This window comes from Sorangiineae bacterium MSr11954 (assembly GCA_037157815.1).
Lineage (GTDB): Bacteria > Myxococcota_A > Polyangia > Polyangiales > Polyangiaceae > Pendulispora > Pendulispora albinea.
Genome location: CP089984.1, coordinates 11,757,491 through 11,774,087 on the forward strand (window position 1 = coordinate 11,757,491; position 16,597 = coordinate 11,774,087).

Annotated in this window: 17 protein-coding genes; 8 read left to right on the forward strand and 9 right to left on the reverse strand. The window is 65.6% G+C overall.

Translation table 11 applies throughout. From position 1 onward, the window contains the following. Positions 1-30 precede the first annotated feature (30 nt). Positions 31-2,331 (reverse strand): hypothetical protein, encoded by a 2,301-nt coding sequence (locus LZC94_46280; GenBank protein WXB15216.1) that lies wholly within the window; start codon positions 2,329-2,331, stop codon positions 31-33. Positions 2,332-2,594: 263 nt separating this feature from the next. On the opposite strand from LZC94_46280, the gene LZC94_46285 reads away from it, so the two are divergent. Further along, the gene (locus LZC94_46285) at positions 2,595-3,554 is read left to right on the forward strand and encodes an AraC family transcriptional regulator (GenBank protein WXB15217.1); all 960 of its coding nucleotides are present in this window, start codon (positions 2,595-2,597) and stop codon (positions 3,552-3,554) included. A 36-nt stretch (positions 3,555-3,590) separates the two neighbouring features. Next, a complete protein-coding gene (locus LZC94_46290; GenBank protein WXB15218.1) occupies positions 3,591-4,208 on the forward strand; it encodes a hypothetical protein in 618 nt (205 codons plus the stop codon). A 10-nt stretch (positions 4,209-4,218) separates the two neighbouring features. Here the strand turns inward: LZC94_46290 and LZC94_46295 are convergent, their stop codons facing one another. Both LZC94_46295 and LZC94_46300 read right to left on the reverse strand, forming a co-directional pair. Then, a complete protein-coding gene (locus tag LZC94_46295; protein ID WXB15219.1) occupies positions 4,219-4,956 on the reverse strand; it encodes a hypothetical protein in 738 nt (245 codons plus the stop codon). 32 nt (positions 4,957-4,988) lie between these two features. After that, positions 4,989-6,116 carry a hypothetical protein gene (locus LZC94_46300; protein WXB15220.1) on the reverse strand — a complete coding sequence of 376 codons (1,128 nt, stop codon included), beginning with the start codon at positions 6,114-6,116 and terminating at the stop codon, positions 4,989-4,991. Between the two features lie 194 nt (positions 6,117-6,310). Here LZC94_46300 and LZC94_46305 point away from each other — a divergent pair, with 194 nt between their 5' ends. From LZC94_46305 to LZC94_46320, 4 genes are all read left to right on the forward strand, one after another. Then, on the forward strand, positions 6,311-7,516 hold the full coding sequence (locus tag LZC94_46305; protein ID WXB15221.1) for a helix-turn-helix domain-containing protein: 1,206 nt from the start codon (positions 6,311-6,313) through the stop codon (positions 7,514-7,516). A 356-nt stretch (positions 7,517-7,872) separates the two neighbouring features. Continuing rightward, positions 7,873-8,334: a glyoxalase/bleomycin resistance/extradiol dioxygenase family protein gene (locus LZC94_46310; GenBank protein ID WXB15222.1), complete on the forward strand. Its 462-nt coding sequence runs from the start codon at positions 7,873-7,875 to the stop codon at positions 8,332-8,334. Beyond that, positions 8,334-8,684 carry a metalloregulator ArsR/SmtB family transcription factor gene (locus LZC94_46315; protein ID WXB15223.1) on the forward strand — a complete coding sequence of 117 codons (351 nt, stop codon included), beginning with the start codon at positions 8,334-8,336 and terminating at the stop codon, positions 8,682-8,684. Before LZC94_46310 ends, LZC94_46315 begins: the two co-directional genes overlap by 1 nt. Continuing rightward, a complete protein-coding gene (locus tag LZC94_46320) occupies positions 8,681-9,211 on the forward strand; it encodes an SRPBCC domain-containing protein (protein ID WXB15224.1) in 531 nt (176 codons plus the stop codon). Before LZC94_46315 ends, LZC94_46320 begins: the two co-directional genes overlap by 4 nt. Positions 9,212-9,384: 173 nt before the next feature. On the opposite strand, the gene LZC94_46325 is transcribed toward LZC94_46320, so the two are convergent. After that, the gene (locus tag LZC94_46325; protein WXB15225.1) at positions 9,385-10,032 is read right to left on the reverse strand and encodes an NAD(P)-binding domain-containing protein; all 648 of its coding nucleotides are present in this window, start codon (positions 10,030-10,032) and stop codon (positions 9,385-9,387) included. Positions 10,033-10,174: 142 nt separating this feature from the next. On the opposite strand from LZC94_46325, the gene LZC94_46330 reads away from it, so the two are divergent. Continuing rightward, entirely contained in the window at positions 10,175-10,969 is a 795-nt protein-coding gene (locus LZC94_46330; protein ID WXB15226.1) for an alpha/beta hydrolase, read from the forward strand. Positions 10,970-11,067: 98 nt separating this feature from the next. Next, positions 11,068-11,706, forward strand: a complete 639-nt coding sequence (locus LZC94_46335; GenBank protein WXB15227.1) for a hypothetical protein — start codon at positions 11,068-11,070, stop codon at positions 11,704-11,706. Positions 11,707-11,775: 69 nt separating this feature from the next. Here the strand turns inward: LZC94_46335 and LZC94_46340 are convergent, their stop codons facing one another. The 5 genes from LZC94_46340 to LZC94_46360 form a co-directional block, all read right to left on the reverse strand. Next, the gene (locus tag LZC94_46340) at positions 11,776-13,047 is read right to left on the reverse strand and encodes a hypothetical protein (protein ID WXB15228.1); all 1,272 of its coding nucleotides are present in this window, start codon (positions 13,045-13,047) and stop codon (positions 11,776-11,778) included. A 388-nt stretch (positions 13,048-13,435) separates the two neighbouring features. Next, positions 13,436-13,723: a DUF1272 domain-containing protein gene (locus tag LZC94_46345; protein ID WXB15229.1), complete on the reverse strand. Its 288-nt coding sequence runs from the start codon at positions 13,721-13,723 to the stop codon at positions 13,436-13,438. A 19-nt stretch (positions 13,724-13,742) separates the two neighbouring features. After that, the gene (locus LZC94_46350) at positions 13,743-14,858 is read right to left on the reverse strand and encodes an RNA ligase RtcB family protein (GenBank protein WXB15230.1); all 1,116 of its coding nucleotides are present in this window, start codon (positions 14,856-14,858) and stop codon (positions 13,743-13,745) included. After that, positions 14,855-15,541, reverse strand: coding sequence for a hypothetical protein (locus LZC94_46355; GenBank protein ID WXB15231.1), 687 nt, complete (start codon positions 15,539-15,541; stop codon positions 14,855-14,857). The genes LZC94_46350 and LZC94_46355 overlap by 4 nt, the downstream gene beginning before the upstream one ends. Positions 15,542-15,890: 349 nt before the next feature. Next, a complete protein-coding gene (locus LZC94_46360; GenBank protein WXB15232.1) occupies positions 15,891-16,400 on the reverse strand; it encodes a GNAT family N-acetyltransferase in 510 nt (169 codons plus the stop codon). Between the last annotated feature and the right edge of the window lie 197 nt (positions 16,401-16,597).

Consider the following 16,597-nt stretch of genomic DNA (forward strand, 5'->3'; position numbering starts at 1 on the left):
GGGGGCGCGCCTCGCATGGGCCACGGCGCCTCACAAGGTCTTCAAGTACTCGAGCACCGCCCTGCGCTCGGCCTCGGTCAATCCCTTGGCGAACTCGTGGCCGTGGTTGCCCTTGCCGTAGGCGTTCGTGTTGTAAATGGCGCGCTGATCCACCGCCTCGGCCGGCGGCGGAAAGTAATCGGCAAATGATTTGAAGGTGTTCGTCACCAGATCCAAAACGGTGGGCACCTTCGTGTTCGCACCCGCGCGGCAGCTCAGATATCCGACTCCATCGATGTCGCTGCACTGGAGGACGGAGTACTTCCAACCCATCTTGTCGAAGTCGTACGCGCCGAGCGACGTATCGAAGCCGACGTCGGTCTTCGGATCGGGTTTGACGGCCATCTGCCTGCGCCACACGTTGGGCCGGCCCGAGGGGTTGAGCACGTCCCAGAGCGAAGGAACGCTCCCATTGTGGAAGTAGGGCGCGGCCGCCCACACACCGTGCAGCGGCTGCGCGGTGTACCCGATGATGGACAAGGGCGAGCACGGATCGCTCGCAGGGCGCGCCGGCTCCCCGCTGTTCACGACGCCCATCAATTGGTTCTGGAGCGGGGAGAGCTTCTCCGGCGGAATGTAGCCGGGGAGCGCGTCGGGATAGAACATCCACGACATGCTGGCCACCTTGGCCACCGTATCCTGTGGAACCAGAGGGCGCGCGCCCAGCGCGTTGAACAGGCTCGAATCCGCCGAGTCCGTTCGAATCACGTTTTGCGGGGCGACATAACCAGAATAGCCGGCCAGGCGCGGGTCCGGTAGGAACCCCGGCTGATGGGCAAAATGCGGCGAATACACGCCGTGGCAGCCCGCGCACGAGCCATTGCCACCGGCCGGGCGGGGCGCGCTCGGGTCGTCGGCCCACAGGTCCTTGGTGTGGAACAGAATGGCGCCTTGCTCGGCGCGCGGGCGGTCGATGCAATGGGCATCGTCGCCCGCGCCGGGGGTGCCGTCCGCGTTCGAGCAATAGCCGTAAGGGTACTTGGGCGCCTCCACCGTGTTGACCCACATATCCAGATCTTGGAAGTCGCCCTCGCGCTGCTTGCTCCAAGCGCCGTCGTATTTGTTGGTCGACGCGGGGAAGAAGTTGTTGCGCGCGCCGCCCGAGGTGCCAAAGCCGGTCCAGAGATAACGGCTCTTGTTGTGGGTCCACCACCACGCCGGCGTCTGTTGATCGCCGCCGGTCAGCGGGAAGCTCGGCACCAGCTTGCCGAGATAGGCCGGCTCGGCGAGCTTCGCGCGCCAATCCAAGGTGCCGAGCTCGCGGAACAGCAGCACGTTGACGATCTCCTGGTCGGCCGCGTTCACCCCGCGCGAACGATTGGCCATGTACCCGGGGTTGTCCAAGATGACTTGGATCGAGTTCGGGCCGTACACGCCATTGGCCTTGTTGACCTCGTGATAAAGCAGCCCCAGGTCGATGTTCGTGCCGGGCGCCCCCGCGTAAAAGCCGGTGCTCGAGGCGCCCGTGATCTCGGGGTGACCGTTCTTGCGGAAGTAGTTGGACGCGTCGCCCGAGACCTCCCCCGTGCCGAGCTGGCCGAGGTGGCACGCGTAGCAGGTGGCGCCGACGGTGCCGGTCCATCGGCCGCTTGCGTCCTTCGTCTGCACGAAGCCAAGGGGCCCTTGAACGCTCCCACCGTTGGTGGCGTTCGGATCCTCGCCCGGCATGGGGAAGGGGTTCGGATAAGGGCTGAGCGGATAACCGTAGCGCTGGTAGAACACCTTCAGCAGCTCATTGGCCTGTTTGGGATCGGTGGGGATCTGGTAGCCAAGTGACCTCACCAGGTTCCAAATACCCTCCATGGTCACCAGATCTCCGGTGATGGCGTTGGAGAAGATATACTGGCGCCCCCGTTCGACGGCGGCGCGCCATTCGCCGCACGTGCTGGGCCGCGGCTTGGCCGAATAGATGGGCTTTTTGCCCTGGGCCACCAGAATGGCGTTCTGCTTGGCTTGATTCTCGAGCAAGGTGTCGTTCGAGCAGACCTTGTAGGGCGCGTTGAAGTAGACGGCGTAGTTCTTGTTGTCGATGTTGCTGCCGGCGATGAGCTCGCGCGGATCCAGCGGCAGCGGGGCGGTGTCCGGCTGGTTCTCGCAGAACTGCGCGGCATAGTTGCGGCCACCGTTGGTCTCGAGATTGCCGAGTAGCGGATACGCGCCGCCGGCGGTCGCGCCGCTGGAAGCCGAAGCGCCTTTGCCATCCTCGCCCCCGCCGCACGCCGAGAACATGGCGGCGGAGAGGAGCCCGATGGCGCACATATGTGGAATGCAGGGAAACCGTACGAATGCCATTTCCTACCTCCCTTGCTGAATGCAGCCGCTCTTCGGCCGTTGGATCATTCTCGAATGAGCGCAAATCCGGACGTGAGGGGAGGGCGTGCCAAAGTGCTTGTCATTTTGAGCCAGCGCGGTTTGCGATACCGTATGGAAGGCGTCCCATCGGGGCCATCTGACGAGATATGAACCGGCAAGATCTCACCCGGCCCACGGTGCCGATCGTCTATGGGCTGCTCATCCTGGAGCTAGCCCTCGGTCGCGGTACGACGCGCGCGCGGATGTTATCGGGGCTGGATATCCCCGATGCCGTTTGGAGCACACCCGACGCGCGCATCTCGCTCGTGCAGCTCGACCGCCTCCTCTACCGCGCCGTGCAGCTCACGGGCGATGGGGCGCTGGGCTACGAGATCGGCCTTCGTTGTGGGGTGACCACGCACGGCCTATTCGGTTTTGCGGCCATGAGCCTCGCGTCGATCCGGCAGGTGGTGGAGTTCGGGGTCAAGTTCCTCCCCGTGCGCTTGCCCAACGTGAAGGTCACGCTCCTCGAGGAGGGACGAAGGAGCGCCCTCGAGGTCACCGAGGCCACCCCGCTCGGAGCCTTGCGGCGGCAGACGCTCGAGATCACGTTGGTGGGCGCGTGGCGCTTCGCCCGGGAGCTGGGGAAGGCGCGGCAAGATGCCGGCGGCGGGGTGGAGATCTGGTTCGATTATCCGGAGCCCGATTACTACTCCGCGTACCGCGCGCGCCTGCCCCCGGTGCGCTTCGGGATGAGCGCCAATCGATTGTACTTCGAATCGGAGTTGCTCGATCGGCAGCTCCAAGCTGGTAACGCGGTGAGCGCGGAGATCATGAAGCAGCAATGCGAGCGCGAGCTCTTGCTCTTGGGTTTCGGCGCCGACTTTTTGAGCCAGGTGCGCGAAGCGCTGCCCAAGCCGGGGGGAGGCTACAACGGCGTCGAGGAGGTCTCGGCGCGGCTCTCCCTCTCGAGCCGCACCTTGAAGCGCCGCCTCTCGGAGCATCGAACCAGCTTTCAGCAGCTGCTCGACGAGCGCCGCCAGCGCGATAGCATGCGCCTGCTCCGAGATCCCGCGCTGGCCATCGAGCATGTCGCGCAGCGCCTCGCGTACTCCGATCCCGCCAACTTCACGCGCGCGTTCCGCAAGTGGGTCGGTATGACGCCGAGCGAATACCGAAGCCGCTGTCTGCAGACACCGCCACGCCCCCCACCAAGGCGGTAGGATCGGGCGCAGGCCGTATTAGAATGTGCCGAGGACATGTACCGACGACCCGCGCCCCGTGAGCCCGAGCCGAGACCGCCCGCCGAGTTGGTCTGCATGGGCGCGGATCGGGAGCATCGAAGGCGGCTCTCGCTGGTGGCGCTTCAAGGTGTTCCATTGGCGGCGCTGATCGGCGCGGTGCTCTCGGCCAGCGCGGGGCAGGTGGCCGGGCTGGTGGGGATGGTGGTGTCGGCTGCGACTGCGGCGGGCGTGTGGCGATGGCAAAGGCGGCAGAACGCGGAGCAAGTGGTGCTCCGTGTGGAGCATGGCCGGGTCGAAGTGTGCGCGAACGGCTCCAAGGCGTGGATCCGGCTCGACGATCTCATGGACGTGACCCTCGATACGAAGACGATTCAGCGCGTGCAAGACGGCGGCAGCGCCATTCCGGCCGTGCGCTTCATCGAGAGCCAGGTCGGCCCGGAGATCGAGACCGCCCGGGTGGTGCTGGTGGCGCGCGATCAACCGTGCTCGGTGTGGCTCACCGAAGAGTACATCTCACACTTGGACGCGACGGAATGGTTCGGAAAAATCCGCGTCTTCTTACGAAAACACGGCTGGGTCCCCGAGGACGAGCGCGATCTGGAGCCCGACTCCGATGCGCCCTCGAGCGCGTGAGCGCCCGAGCTCAGGTCGACTTGGAGGCGGGGCTGCGCTTTCGCGGCTTGTCGAAGATGCCGGAGGGCTCGCGAAGGTGCTCGGCGGGAAGGAGGGCCGCGTCGGCGAGCAACATGGCTTGCCGGCACGGTAAATCCAAGCGCTGCGCGACGGCAAAGAGCTCGTTCTGCAAGGCCTCGGCCTCGGCATCCTCGAGGGGAGCGGAGGCAAAGACGGTGCGCCACTCGTCGAACGCGCGCCGCAACACGGTCAGCGCAGGGGCCACGGGGAGGTACGTTTCGTCCGCCAGCATTCGCTTCAAGTAGCTCGAGGCGAGGCGGCGATCGATCTCGGCGCAGAAGGCCTCGAAGGGCTCGCGCGCGGCGCGGCGCAGGAGGACGAGGTCCATATTCATGTAGAGTACATCGATGACGGGGGAGCGCCCTCCGGCCGCCTTGCGGATGACCTTGTGCAGTCGCTCGGCGGCGTCGAGCGCGGCATCCTGCAAGGTGCGACCTCGCTCCCCGCGCAGGGGCTCGAGCTCGGGGAGGCGGAGCACGCGCGTGAGGAGGTCCCCGAGCTCGCCGCGCGCCCGCGCGATGCGTTGCCGCGCGACCTCGAGCCATGCCGCTTCGTCCGCGAGCTCGGGGAGCTCGGCCAGCTTGGCCACGGTGGCTGCGAGCTGCTGCTCGAGCCGTTCGGAGCGGACCACGCGCTCGAAGGCTTCGAGGGGGGCGAACGAAGAGAGAGGAGGCGACGACGGTTGCACGGCGGCGCGATTCTATAGCAGATGCCGCGCGGTCAGCGCCTCCACGGCGGATTCACCCGCATCGAGGCCAGAACCGCGCCCATCGTATGCTTTCCCAGGGCATTGGGACCGCCGGTGGGGGCCAGCTCGACTCTGTGGCCGAGGTTGCCGGGCAGCGGGGAATGGTCTTGCATCCCGTTGAGGATCTCCCCTTTGACCACATAGCCGCGCACGTCGTTTGCGCGACTTTTGTACTCGCTGGGGCTTATCTTGGCGACCGAGAGGGCCAGGCGCGGATCGGTGCCCTTCGCGTTGAACGTGACGGCAGGCGCGCCGCCGACGATGGCGGCCTGCGAGGCCAGATCGCCTCCGAGCGAGTGCCCCGTGAAGACGATATTGTCTTTTCCGAACGCTTGTTCGGCCTTTTTGGCGAGGGTGACGGCTTTCATGCTGCTGCCATCGGGGCCGTAAATACCGAGGGCGGAGCCGACGTCGATCACGCCATCGACGGCATCGTCGGTGCCGGCATAAGCCACGACGTAGTGCCCTTTGCCGTCCGTGTACACGCCTGCGCGATAGCCCCAGCCCCACGTCGAGGTGAGGGCGGGATCGATGCCTTTGGCTTTGAGCTCGTCTTTGTTCATGCGCGTCCACCCGTCCACGCTGGGAATGTCCGTGTACACGCCGTCGGCAATCTTCGCGAGGGTCTCGTCGAAGGGCTTTGGCGCGCCTCCGCCGTTATTCTCGGCGAAGGTAGCCGGGCGCCACGGTCCAGTTGGATTCTGGATCGCTTCCGCGACTTGGGATAACCATCCGCCGCTCGTGCTCGACGTTCCGTCGCCCGGCGCTCCGTTGCCCGGCGTTCCGTCGCCCGGCGCTCCGTTGCCCGGCGCTCCGTTGCCCGCGGTTGCGGGGCTCGAGCCGCCTGCGCCGCCCGCGCTTCCGTTCGAAGCGGGGTCCATGCCGCTCGCGTTGCCGTTGGGCGGGAGGGTCGTGCCGTTGCCCGGGCCACCGCAAGGTCCGTTGAAGTTGGCGGCGCACTCGGCTTGCGCTTTGACGGTCGTGCCGAGGAGCCGGTACGCGCCGCCGACGACCAAGAGAATGGCGACGAGGAGAAGAGCGTATTCGACGGCGCCGACCCCGCGGGCATCGCGGAGCAGGGAGCGGGGCGTGGAAGGCATGTACCGTAGACATCAATCCCCATGCCACACGCTTCTTGGATGTCCTTCGGTAATCCTGCGAAAAATCCGGGCGAACGCCCTTTGGACCATGTACCGAAAGGGGCTTTGGGGCGCGGTACACCCCTGTACCGGCATGTACCAAGGTGCCGTCGGCCGGCCGCCGCCCGCGCGCGGGAATCGATACAATGGGCGCGATGATCGCCCCCGCTCCGACAATCGTCTCCGAGATGCCTCGTCCCCAACGTCGCGTTGCCGGGGCCGCACGTCATCGATTGGGGGAGCTCGTGCGCGAGGCGCGGCTCGCGCGCGACCTTTCGCCCGAGGCGGTCGCGGAGCGGGCCGGGGTGGGGGCATCGTGGTACCGATGGCTGGAGGAAGGGCGCGACATGGGGTTGTCGCTCACCGCCCTTCGCTGGATCTCCGACGCGCTCGATCTGACGCCCGAGCAGCGGGCCGCGCTCCCACCGCTGGCGGGCCTGGAGAAGACCGTTGCCTTGGCAACCGTACGCGCCGAGCCGGTGCCCGCGAGCTTGCGGCGGCTGCTCGACGGCTATCCGTTGTACCCTGCATACATCACCGGCAAACGTCTCGACGTGCTCGCGTGGAACGAAGCCTGCGAAGCGCTCTTTCGCTGCTCCACCATCGCACCGGAGCGGCGAAACTCGTTCGTATTCCTCTTTACGCAGCCCGACGTGCGCAAGATCATCGTCAATTGGGAGGAGCAGGCGCAGAGCGCCCTCGACGAGCTGCGCGCCGCCCTCGACGAATCGCCATCCGATCCTTGGCTGGGCGAGGTCCCTGCCGCGCTCGCGCCGGTGAGCGCGGAGTTTCAGGAGCTGTGGTCGCGCGGCGGGCGCCGTGCGCCCCGCGTCGATGCGGGCTCCGCGAACAAAAAAATATTCGACAAAGGCTCGCTCGGCCGGCTCGTGTTCATCGCCGAGAACCTCGTGCCGCGCGAAGCCCCCGACCTTTGCGTGCGCATCTACGTTCCGGAAGAGTCCACGCGGCGGCGCGTGCAAGCGCTCCTTCATCGGCACCGCCGCGACGCCGCCGCCAAGAAGAAGGCGGGGCAGTATGCCGTCGTGCGAACCATCAAGGAGCACCTCGACGCGTGCTACCGCGAGGAGGTGCCCCTCGACGAGCTGGCCGCGCTCGCCGGCATGAAGAAATTCGCCATGGTGCGGGCCTTCACGGCGGAGGTGGGCTTTCCGCCGCACTCGTACCAAACATTGCTGCGCGTGCACCACGCCCGGCGTCTGCTGCTCGCCGGCCAAAGCGCAGGGGCGACCGCCACCGCCGTCGGCTTCGTCGACCAGAGCCATCTCACGCGGCATTTCAAGCGCATCGAGGGCATCACCCCGGGCGAATACAGCCGCCGCACGAGAACGGCGCGCGTCTAAATTCCAGAGGCGCGGCGCCAGGCATCGTCGTCGAGGTATCGACGGGCATGATGGATACGTCGCCGCATGGCCTTACAATGATGATCCTCCGGTGTGCGTCCAAGCAACTCGGCTACGTGAGCACGAAGTGAGGCGCCGCGTCGGCCGAGCAAGCGAAAGCCGCCATCGACATCGGCCGAGCAAGCGAAAGCCGCCATTGGCCCGGCGCGCGCCGCGGCCGCCTGCAAAACCCCGTCGCTTTCCGCAACGGATCCTGGACCGCGTCCGTCCTCACCGACGACTGCGCAGCCTACGTAAGGGGAGGGCGAGCCTGGGGCCTTGACACATTAGATATATCTAATATGTTGCATCTTACAATGAATGCTCCCTCCATCACCCCCCATCTCACGATCGACCGTGCACGCGCGGCGATTGCCTTCTACGAAAACGCCTTTGGTTTCAAGGTCACGCGTTTGCAAGAGACGCCCGATAAAACCAAAATCGTTCACTGCTCCATGGAAGACGACCGCGGTGGCGTGGTCATGCTTTCCGACTCGTTTCCCGAGATGCACCAGGGCGAGAAGCGCACGCCCGAGGCACTGGGCGGAACGCCGGTCACCATCCATCTCGACGTCCCCGATGTCGACGCCGTTTGGGCGCGCGCGGTGAAGGCCGGCGCCTCGGTGGCGATGCCCCTGCAGGACACGTTCTGGGGCGCGCGTTATGGTGTGGTGACCGATCCGTTTGGGCATCGGTGGTCGCTGGCCACCCAAAAATCCAACCCCACGCAGGAAAAACTCGACGAAGGAGCGCAGAAGTACTTTCCTAAGAAACCCTAATGGACCGATCGACCCAGGAGCACGATGCGACATTTCGAGCCGTCTCGGACATCACGCGCCGGCGTATTCTCGATTCGCTGGCCGGTGGCAACAAGAACGTGTCCGAGTTGTGCTCGCTCTTCGACGTGACGCAGTCGGCCGTATCGCAGCACCTCAAAGTGCTTCGCGATGCCGGGCTGGTGCGAACCACCCGCGAAGGTCGCATGGTCTATTACGAATTGGATCCGCAGCCCATGCGGGCCGTATTCGACTGGGTCGCTCATTATCAAACCTTCTGGACGAACAAGCTCGATGCGCTCGGGCGGACGCTCGACCGGGTGGCCGCCAAGCGGCGGGGCGGGGATCCATGAAGCGTAGCCTCGAGCTCGAGCGCATCTATCCTCACCCCCGCGCCCTGGTGTGGAGCGCGCTCTCCGATCCGGAATTGCTGGCCACGTGGCTCATGCCCAATGACTTCGTCGCCGAGATCGGGCACGAATTCACCTTTCGCACCGACCCGGCCCCGGGGTTCGACGGCATCGTGCATTGCAAGGTCGTCGACATGGATCCCGAGCGCTTGATGCGCTGGTCGTGGCGAGGTGGATCCATCGACACCACGGTGACCTTTCGCCTGGAGGACGCCATTCTCTATTCACGGCCGGCGACGCGCCTCGTGCTCGAGCACACGGGCTTCGACGGTTTACCGGCCGTGCTCACATCGTTCATCCTCGGTGCGGGCTGGGCTGCCATGCTCCGAAAGAAGATCCCCCTCGTGTTGGAGCGCATGGCGCGCGGGGAAACGCTGGGGCCGACCCATGCTCCGAAGGCGAATTGGCGCGCCTCGTGGTGGTGGCTGGCGAAGTTGTTCTCGCCCATCTTACGCCGAAACGCGAAGTAGCACACGGAGCTCGAATTTCACCGCGCTCCTGAACGCGGGTGGATTCGAGCTCGTGCGCATCGTGCCGACCCATCAAACGATGTGCGTCATGCCTGCACCAGGCCGCCCGGGTTTGTCGGGATAGGCGGTGCGATCTGCATCCCCCCGAGCTTTCGGAGGAAACCCTTTCGAATTCAGCGCACCACCTTGACATTGAACTGCATGGTTCCGAGCGCGCGCATCAAGCGAAGCCAGAGCGGGAGAAGCCCTTCGGTCCCGCGCGCGGTGGTGATGTCGCCGAGATCGATCACGTCTCTCCAGCCGAACCAGTCCGACACGAGCGCGCGCACGTACGCCTTGGCCTCGGGATCGTTGCCGCTCATGAACAGGGTATGATCGCCGGGCAAGCGCGCGGCGTTCACCATGAGCTCGCAGTTGATCGTGTTGAGCGTCTTGACCACGCGCGTCTCGGGAAACGCGCGCTGAATGCGCTCCCCGAGCGAGTCGTCGCCGGGGTTGGTGAGCGTGGGCAACCCATGGTCGGCCTTGCCCAATGGGTTCGCCACATCGATGAGGATCTTGCCGCGCAGCGCATCCGCCCCCGCCGCGTGCAGCGCATCCAGCGAAACCGCCCCCGACGTACAGTTGAAGAGAATTTCCCCGAAGCGCGCGGCATCCTCGAACGTCCCCTGGGACGCACCCTTGCCGGTCTTCTCGACCCACTTGGCCGCTTTCTCGTTGGTGGCGGAGCGCGATCCCATCTTCACCGCGTGCCCCAGCTCCACGAGCTTGGTGGCAAACGCCTCTCCGACCATGCCGGTGCCGAATATTCCGATGTTCATGGTTCGTTCATGCGGCCGTAGCCCTCTGGCGGCTTGGACTATTTTGACTCTGCCGGCGACATCCCGCCGCAAGAACGTCCAAACGGGCGCATCGCCTGCGGTCCAGGTCGATCGCGGGCGCGGGCCGGGCTATCCATGGGGCATGACCTCCGATCGCTTCATCGAACGCGACGGCGTTCGAATCCACTACCTCGACCAGGGCCGCGGAACACCGGTGCTCCTCCTGCATGCCTATCCGCTCCACGGCGCCATGTTCCAGCCGCAGCTCGACGCACTGGCGTCGAAATACCGTTTCATCGTCCCGGATCATCGCGGCTTCGGCAAAAGCGGCCCTCCCCTGGCGGAGGCCAGCGAAATGGCGCAGCTGGCCGGGGATGCCCTCGCCGTCCTCGACGCGCTGCAAATCCAACAAGCCGTCATCGGCGGTGTTTCGATGGGCGGCTACATCGCCATGGCCCTGCTGAACCGCGCCCCCGAGCGATTCAAAGCCTTGATCCTGGCCGACACCCAATCCACCGCCGACGACGACGCAGCCCGCAAAAAGCGCGAAGAAGCCGCGCGCAAGGCATTGGAATCCGGAATGCGCGGCGTCGCCGAGGCCATGCTCCCACAGCTGCTCGCGCCCGACACCCCAGAGTCGATCCGCACCAAGGTCACCAACCTCGTCCTCGAAAACTCCCCCCAAGGCGCCGCCGCCGCCCAACGCGGCATGGCCCTCCGAGTCGACAGCGCCGAAGCGCTCTCCCGCTACCCCGGCCCCTCCCTCGTGCTCGTCGGCGAAAAAGACCCCATCACCCCGCCGGAGAAAGCCAAAAAGCTCGCGTCGCTCCTCAAAAACGCGACCCTGGTCGTCATCCCCAACGCGGGCCACCTGTCCAACTTGGAATCTCCGGGCCCATTCAATCACGCACTGGACACATTCCTGAGCCGTATCTGACGGCCTACGCCGCGCGATGACGCGACGAACGCCTGGGGCTGCCTCGTCTGGGCATTTGTATCTTTCGACGGATGCCGACTTACGCCATCCTCGGCGCAATGCTCGCCTTGACCATCGACCCTCATCCGCTCCTCGACGTTGCCGTTTTTGTCACGACGTTTTCAAAGCCGCTCGCCGAGACCGACCCTTCCGTGCTCGGCGAGTTTCTTCGTGCCGATGCCACCACGCCCCACATCCACCATGATGACGCGATACGTGGCGCGGTGCGGGATCTGTTGCGTCATGGGGGCTATAAGCCTACCGGTCGCGGCAAGCCCGCGTCGGAATATTTGATCCGTGCGGCGGCGGATGGGGGGCTGCGGTCCATCAATGCGGCGGTCGACGCATGCAATGCGGTATCGCTTCATAGTGGATTGCCCATTAGCGTCATCGATCTCGATTTGGCCTCGACGCCGTTGTCGATTGCCGTCGCCCCCGCGGGCGCCCGGTATATTTTCAATCCGGCCGGGCAGGAGATCGACCTCGAAGGTTTGCTCTGTCTCGTCGACGCCCATGGTCCGTGCGCCAACGCCGTCAAGGATGCGCAACGAACGAAGACGAATGACGAGACGTTGCGCACGTTATCCATCGTATGGGGAACGCTTGCGCTCCCGGAGCATACGAGCCGCACGACGTCGTGGTACCAAGAGCTGCTCGCGAAGGTGGGCGCAAAAACGGAGCCGGTCAACGTACATTGATGGCGCCGATATCGTCGCGCCATGCGTCGAAGGCGGCCTATGGTCGAGGCGACCCGCGTTCGAGGCTCCTCAATACGCGCCCAGCGCACGGGCCCGCTCGCACCCCGCGGGAGGTCGTGAAGGTCCTCCCTCCGTGATGAGAAAGACGTGTGTGCCGCCGTCCCGGGTCTTGCTCACCCCGGCGATGCGTCCGCGATCGCTCATGGCGGTGACCGTGCTCGAGGCGCCGCCGAGATGGCCCAGTCCGGTGAGCGCGGTCTCGGCCGTCCATACGAACGCTTCCTGGTCGCCTCGCGCATTTTGCGCGGTCCCCGCGACGATGCCATCGTTGCCGATGCGCCACGCGTGCGTCCATCCTGCGCCGAGCGCGCCGAGATCCAAGGCGCGTTCTTTCTCGGCATCGTCCGAGGGCACCCAAACGAATGCGCGCACGAGGCCCGCGTCCGTCGTGTAATTGCCGACGACGACGCCTGCGTCATTCATCCCCGTCACCTCGAGCCGCTGACGCTCTCCCGCTTCGCCCACGCCATAGAGCACGGCCATCCCGGTGCCATCCGCGCGCCACCGCACCGCCGCGCGCTTGCCGTCGGCCGTTTCGCACGTGCCCGCGATGCGCCGTTGCGCGTCGATGGCGGTGGCGGTGCAATTCGAACCGCCCTCGAACGGCGACAACTCGGTGATGGGGTAAGAAGGTGATGGCGTCCAACGCACGGCCACCGAACCCCCGTGCCCCAGGTTGCAGACGCCCACCAGGGTCGGCTCCTCCTCATCGGTCATATCGTCGATACGGCACGACGTCCCTTGCGGGCTCAAATCCGAAAGCACCGTGGGCGTGACGGCGCCCGTCGTCCAAATCACCGGCCTCGCCGCACCATCTTTGGCGATGCTCGAGCCGGCCACCGTCCCGTGCGCATTGATCCTGGCCGCGTGCGCTTGCGCGTCGAGGTACACGGGATTGAGTCGTTGAGGCAGCCCCGCGGGCAAGGACGCCCACCGTACCGCCGCGCTCTCTCCGCTTTCACTGCTCCCGCCTCCACTTCCGAGCGCGCAGCTCCCGATGGCAACCCCCGCCGCGTTGATGCCATGCGCGTCGCAAGACCGCCCCACCTCCAGCGGGGCCAACACCGCAGGTGCTGCATTGGGAGCCCAATACGTGGCCACGAGCTCACCACTTCCCGTTCGGCAGCTCCCGACCACGCCGCCATCGTCATTGACACCTTCGGCCGTGCAAACATTTCCATCGAGCGCGCCGAGATCGGTCATCCGCATCGGCACCGACTCCGAAGCCACACCCAACACCGCCGAGACCCCGACGAAGTACTTCGCCTTTTGAAACATCATGTCCCCCTCCCAAGGCGATGACGACGCACCGCATGCCGTTCCCAGTCGGGACCGTCGCAGCTGCTGCATGGGTGAGGATGTCGCGCTTACCTCACCAAACCCAGCATGAAAGGGTGGTGAGCATGGGGCGGATCGTGGCCGCCGTTACCGTGCGAGACGTCGCAGCTCGCGCGCGGCTTTCGGCTCGTTCGGTGCCGCGGTCTTCAGCCAGGACATGGCCCATCGCCTGTTCGCGTTTACTCCATGCTCATCGCGGTAGCAGAGGCCCGGCCTCCGTATTAGAGCACCCCGAGATCGCATGGGAATGCATATCGACCGCGTCGGCCGCTCGCTGCGACCACGTTGCCGTCTTGCGTTCGTCGGGCGAATAGTGCGCCGATGAATGTCTTCAGCTGGGATTGCAGCCTTGGGGCTTTACCACCCGCTTCGTGGAAGGTGGATATTTGGCGAGCTTCGAGGCGGGGCGGATGGGGCGCGGTGCGAAGTTGCCACCGCAGTTCGGGCAGACCCCGGCGAGGGGGCCGGTGGCGCAGTCCCGGCAGAACGTGCACTCGAAGGTGCAGATCACGGCGTCGGGGGCCGACGGCGGGAGGTCTTTGTCGCAGCATTCACAGTTGGGTCGAAGGTCGAGCATGGTGAAGGGCTCCTGGGGTGAACGGTAGACGGAGTTTGCCATGGTGGGGCCGGCGCCAACATCATCGTGTGGTGTGGCGCGTTTTGTAGGTTACCAGCGGGCGGAAGGTGGCGAGGATGCGGCAGACGTGGTCATCGGTGAGATCGCCCACGACCCTGTCGATTCGTTTGTAGGCTTCGGGGGCCTCTTCGAAGAGGAGGTCTTTGTCGTCGCATACGACGATGCTGCCGAGCGCGGTCCGGCGAAGGTCGTCGGCGCGGAAGCGCTCGCGGATGCGTTCGCGGGCGTCGCTGCGCGTCCACTTGCGGCCGGCGCCGTGGGCGAGGGAGTGGCCGCAGAGGAGGCCATCGCCGAGGGGCTCGACCAGGTAGGTCAGGGCGCCGCGCGAGCCGGGGATGACCACGGGGCCGACGTCGTGCGGTGCCGCGCCCTTGCGGTGAAGCCATCCGCCGTCGTGCGGGAGGACCGCGTTGTGGCAGACGTCGAACAAGGGATGGAGCTCGGCGCCGATCGATGCGGCGAATCGGTGTGCGATGAGGGCGCGGTTGGCTCGGCCCCAGGCGACGGCGTCGTCGTGGGCGTGAAGGTAGCGGCGGCCGTCTTCGCCTTCGGCCTCGAGGCCCTTGGCGCCGTGGCGTTCGACGTGCGCGCGCAAAATGGATTCGCCCAGCCCGCGCGAGCCGCTGTGCACGAGAAGGACGAACGTGCTCTCCCGAACGCCGAGGCTCTCCACGCGCGCGCCGTCGACCATCGCGTGAACGGCTTGAAGCTCGGCGAAGTGATTGCCTCCGCCGATGGTGCCGAGCGAGCCCGAAAAGGACGTGCTCTCTACCCCGCTTGCCCGCAGCCAATCGGCGCTGTCGCCCTCCCATGGGCCCTCGAGCCCGCGCAGACGCTTGGCGAGCCGCTCGCCATGGACCTTGGACGAGGCGAGCTCGATGCGAAAAAGTGCCATCCCGCACCCAATGTCACCGCCCACCAAATGAGGATAAACGACTCCATCCGTCAGAACGGCCACGCCGATGGGGTGCCCCTTTCCTGGATGCAAATCGGGCATGCCGACCGCCCAGCGCACCCCGTCGAGCGCGGCGGTCGCCCGGAGCTGCCGCTCGGCTTCTCCCTCGATCCAGCTCGAGGGAGAGGCCACGATGCGTGTGCGTTCATCGATTCGAATCATGACCCGCGTTCCTTGGAGAGGCCGCGGCGCTCGATTTCGCGTGTGCCGAGCTGCCGTTTGGTGACAATGGCAAACTCGGGCGGCGCATAGCGGTTGGCGGCGGGGTCGCGAGGGATCTCGCGCAGGGTGATCTCGTACCAGACGCCGTGGATGCGGCGAAGCTCGCGCTCCCGCGACAGGATGTGCCGGTTGGGGTCGATCGCCTTCTTCGCGGCATAGGCCGCGCAAGGCTCACGCGGTGGGGCAAGTCGGAGCAGGCGGGTGCGCGGGCAAACGTAAAATTGCATGTGCATGCCGTAGCTGAACAACCGTTGCGGTCCCGCGTACGAGAGGCACATCACGGCGTCGCCCGAGTACTCCACGTGCTCGTTGACGATCCTGCGGAGATGGTCGAGCACGTGCTTTTGCACGGTGTTGGTGCACGCGATCCACTGCGCGATTTCGGAGTGCACCTTGTCCCATGGGCGGCCGACGTTCTTCTGGAGAAAACGTATGAGCGGCTGCAGGTTCTCGCTCAAGCACTTTCCACCATAGACGCGCCCCATCGCCTCGTTGCGCGGTGCGCTCTCCCAATCGTGCCCCCATTGGCGGGCGATGTGCCTGCGTGGATACGCGGACCCCGTACTTCGATGCGGCGTCCAACGAGGACGCTCGACGATCACCTTCGACATATCGGAACGCATGCGTTCTTCTTTCGATTCGCGCGCTGCTTGCTGCCGCGAATGCCCAGTTCAGTGCTTCAAAAGGTAGAAATCAGCCCTTGCGCGCGCCGCCCGTTCCATGGACGCGGCCACGCACGATCGATGCGCCATATGCGCTGGCGCCGATGCGCGAACACGTTCCACGGCGATGTGAACCACCGGTACGCGGACACGCAAAGGGCACACGATGAAGATCCGTTTACGGAGTCACGCACGGAGGACCGGCGGACAGCTCGACGAATCGGATTTTAGGAGTGAGCGAGGCGCATAGCAGCGAGTAATCGATAAGACGTTTCGCTGCGCCCGTCAAGATCGATGGCCAGCGAAATCGTTAAGTCGCTTTTCCACCCGCGGCCCTTCGGATCATCACCACCCGCCGCCCCATCGCCTCCAGCCCCTCGGCGCGCTCCTTTTCCTGAAGTCTTCGCAGACCGGGGGTCAACGTTTCGAGTGGCTCGAACCCATGCCGGACATAAAAAGGACCATTCCACGCGACGTCTGCAAAGGTGCAGAGCGTCATGGCCGGGTAACCCAACACCGCCACCGCCTCGTGAAAGGCCGCCTCGAGCAGCTCTCCGCCGATGCCTCGACCGTGGTGCTCGGGGTGCACCGAGAGCTGCTCCAAGTGGGCGAAGCCGTCCACCTCCTCCAGGCGCGCCAGCCCCACGGGTGGATCCCCTGCGACCAACACCAGCCGGGCCCCCGCAAAAGCTTCAACCGTGCCCGGCGCAGGCAGCGCCCCAAACCCCAACGTGTCGAAGACCGTGTCGGCCAGAGCTTCCAGCGCTGGAAGAAGGTGAAGGTCTGCGCCGGTGGCGCGCCGGATGGGAACGGTGCTCATCGTCCAACCTCTGTCCGACCTTTATAGCGTCGCGCGAGCGGTCGTGCTCCCCATCGCACCGATATCGCACCGGCGCGGGTGATGTGCAAATCGCCCGCTCCACCGACCCGTCGCTCGTTCGAGCGGACCTACCGGCGTCATGAACGGATTCGTGCATCGTCGGTTTGCACCGAATCGGTGGTCAGCTTCTCCGTAGC

Bases quoted from the DNA above. Each gene is read 5' to 3' on its own strand.
- LZC94_46280 (WXB15216.1), bottom strand. From the start codon at position 2,331: ATGGCATTCGTACGGTTTCCCTGCATTCCACATATGTGCGCCATCGGG.
- LZC94_46285 (WXB15217.1), top strand. From the start codon at position 2,595: ATGTTATCGGGGCTGGATATCCCCGATGCCGTTTGGAGCACACCCGAC.
- LZC94_46290 (WXB15218.1), top strand. From the start codon at position 3,591: ATGTACCGACGACCCGCGCCCCGTGAGCCCGAGCCGAGACCGCCCGCC.
- LZC94_46300 (WXB15220.1), bottom strand. From the start codon at position 6,116: ATGCCTTCCACGCCCCGCTCCCTGCTCCGCGATGCCCGCGGGGTCGGC.
- LZC94_46305 (WXB15221.1), top strand. From the start codon at position 6,311: ATGATCGCCCCCGCTCCGACAATCGTCTCCGAGATGCCTCGTCCCCAA.
- LZC94_46310 (WXB15222.1), top strand. From the start codon at position 7,873: ATGAATGCTCCCTCCATCACCCCCCATCTCACGATCGACCGTGCACGC.
- LZC94_46315 (WXB15223.1), top strand. From the start codon at position 8,334: ATGGACCGATCGACCCAGGAGCACGATGCGACATTTCGAGCCGTCTCG.
- LZC94_46320 (WXB15224.1), top strand. From the start codon at position 8,681: ATGAAGCGTAGCCTCGAGCTCGAGCGCATCTATCCTCACCCCCGCGCC.
- LZC94_46325 (WXB15225.1), bottom strand. From the start codon at position 10,032: ATGAACATCGGAATATTCGGCACCGGCATGGTCGGAGAGGCGTTTGCC.
- LZC94_46330 (WXB15226.1), top strand. From the start codon at position 10,175: ATGACCTCCGATCGCTTCATCGAACGCGACGGCGTTCGAATCCACTAC.
- LZC94_46335 (WXB15227.1), top strand. From the start codon at position 11,068: ATGCTCGCCTTGACCATCGACCCTCATCCGCTCCTCGACGTTGCCGTT.
- LZC94_46340 (WXB15228.1), bottom strand. From the start codon at position 13,047: ATGATGTTTCAAAAGGCGAAGTACTTCGTCGGGGTCTCGGCGGTGTTG.
- LZC94_46345 (WXB15229.1), bottom strand. From the start codon at position 13,723: ATGGCAAACTCCGTCTACCGTTCACCCCAGGAGCCCTTCACCATGCTC.
- LZC94_46350 (WXB15230.1), bottom strand. From the start codon at position 14,858: ATGATTCGAATCGATGAACGCACACGCATCGTGGCCTCTCCCTCGAGC.
- LZC94_46355 (WXB15231.1), bottom strand. From the start codon at position 15,541: ATGCGTTCCGATATGTCGAAGGTGATCGTCGAGCGTCCTCGTTGGACG.
- LZC94_46360 (WXB15232.1), bottom strand. From the start codon at position 16,400: ATGAGCACCGTTCCCATCCGGCGCGCCACCGGCGCAGACCTTCACCTT.